Below are 2339 nucleotides of genomic sequence, written 5' to 3' on the forward strand. Positions count from 1 at the left end.
TCTATATGGTGTTTTATGGCATCTTTTCATCTCTGGTATTTTGGGCTGTGAAGGGATTCCATATCCAGGTCAGCACGTATTCTTTGGTGATGGCGGGGCTGATGGCATTGCTGTCCACAGGCTATACGTTAATTGGATTTCTTCTGATGAAGGAAGAAAAGATGACGCTGTACACTCTGTTTCTCATGACAGGGGGGATGACAGTTCCTTATTTGTGGGGCCTTTTCCGACTGGACGAATCCTTTTCGTATGCGCGCACGGCTGGACTTATAATGATTGCGGCAGCTATTTATCTGTCAAATTCCGGAAAGGGAATGCAGAAGGAAGGCAGGAAGCCTACGTTTCTTTGCGGCGCTGTATTCTTATTGAACGGTCTGGTAAGCGTAATTTCCAAGGAGCATCAGATCAGCGCTGCGGCGGTGCCGTCAACTGATTTTATTTTGCTCAGCAATCTGGCAAGAATTGTTTTCTGCCTGCCGCTTCTTGGGATTGCTGGAAAGAAAGGCGCCGGATATCCGGCGCTTTCTTTTCGGGTAATATGGCTGGTTTTGCTGTCAACGCTTCTGGGAAGCGTTTCTTACTGGCTTCAGCTGATCCGGGCAAAAAGCCTGCCCGCCACTGTATTGTATCCAATTGTGACCGGGGGAACCATCGTTTTTGGCGCATTGTTCGGACAATGCTTTTTCAAGGAAAAGCTGACGCGGCGGATGCGCATGGCATTGCTGCTTTGCTGTATCGGCACATGCCTGTTTTTGTAATGTGCCTGCAAAGCGGCTTGAAACAGGATGGAGGCGTATTTGTCTGAGGATGGGAGGGATGGGATGAAAAAAATAGAGTATTTTGATGAAAATTTCAAGACAGGCAAATCCCCAGAAAAAGCAGGGATAAAGTATTACAATGTCTTGGAAAAGCCCTTTTGCATCTATGGGATTTCAATGGAAAATGGGAAATTCCGAAGGCTTCCTGAGAAGGTGGCAGTAAGGATAAGCGAGGGAGTCGCTGCACTTCATGCGAATACGGCAGGCGGGCGTGTGCGCTTTTGCACAAACAGTGCTTATATCGCGATTTCTGCAAAAATGGATTTCATTACAAGGACGCCGATTTTTTCTTTGCTGGGCTCTGCGGGATTCGACCTGTACAGCAGGGAAGGCAACCGGGAAAAATACGAGGGGAGCTTTGTGCCGCCTATGGATATGACAGAGGGCTATGAGAGCTTCATAGAGCTTGAGGGATCAAAAAGCAGAGAATTTACAATTCATTTTCCCTTGTACAGCGCTGTACGGGAATTATATATCGGACTGGATGAAAGAGCAAGGCTCTCTGAGGCCAGGCCCTATCGCTATCAGACGCCAATCGTGTACTATGGCTCTTCGATTACCCAGGGAGGATGCGCATCCCGGCCGGGATTGACGTACCAAAGCATTTTATCCCGGCGCTTTAACTGTGATTATCTTAATCTGGGCTTCTCCGGAAGTGCAAGAGGGGAGGAGCGCATGGCAGATTATATTAAAACGCTGAATATGTCGTTGTTTGTCTATGATTATGATCACAATGCTCCTTCTCCTGCGGATTTGCAGAATACGCACAAAAGAATGTTCCAGACAGTCCGAAGGGCCAGGCCGCAAACCCCTGTTATTATCCTGTCAAGGCCCCGGTATACACTGCGTTCAGATGAGAAGGAGCGACTTGCCATAATAGAGAGGACCTTTCAAGATGCAAAGGCTGCAGGAGATAAGAACGTATTTTTGCTGACCGGAAGGGAATTAATGAACGCTTGCAAGGAAGAGGGAACCGTGGACGGCGTCCATCCAAATGATCTGGGCTTTCGTTCCATGGCGAGAGCGCTGGGAAACGTGATAAAGAAAAACCGTCTGCTGGATGAGGTATCCCATTGATATGGAATTTCGGAACTCCTTTTTGCATTCTTATTTTGTCTGGCTGCAGTGAACAGGAGATGAGAATTTACGAGCACGAGGATGAAGAGTTAACTTGAATAGTGAAAAAAGATATTAAGCCATGATTTGACTTGTGCCTTAGTATCTGTTTTTATTATCGCCCGATTGACTTTTCACTTTTTGCCATATACTATAAGAGCAGAATAAATAGAGGACGGAGCAGAGATGATAACGGCGTCACCGGGAGAAGCTGTGGATAGCAGAATAAGGAGAAGATGCACGGAACAAAAATCTGTGGGTCTGCATATTTCGATGTTTAGAAAAGTAAGCAGTATATTTGATAAATATGTTCCGCTTTTGAAGGAAGCAGAAATAACAGATAAATTTATTGAAAAATTATGAAGGCGATGAAGACAGCATGGGATTACGGCAGAGGTGCACAAG

The 2339-nt window shown here is 46.1% G+C and carries 3 protein-coding genes; all 3 read left to right on the plus strand.

The genetic code is table 11. The annotated features are described in order from the left end of the window. On the plus strand, positions 1-758 hold a 758-nt coding region (locus tag AC1WIP_RS14670), incomplete at its 5' end, for a hypothetical protein (protein WP_481142527.1). A 63-nt stretch (positions 759-821) separates the two neighbouring features. After that, positions 822-1895, plus strand: a complete 1074-nt coding sequence (locus AC1WIP_RS14675; protein WP_481142528.1) for an SGNH/GDSL hydrolase family protein — start codon at positions 822-824, stop codon at positions 1893-1895. A gap of 225 nt (positions 1896-2120) precedes the next feature. Beyond that, on the plus strand, positions 2121-2297 hold the full coding sequence (locus AC1WIP_RS14680; RefSeq protein WP_481142529.1) for a hypothetical protein: 177 nt from the start codon (positions 2121-2123) through the stop codon (positions 2295-2297). Positions 2298-2339 lie beyond the last annotated feature (42 nt).

This window comes from Acetatifactor sp., assembly GCF_982438285.1.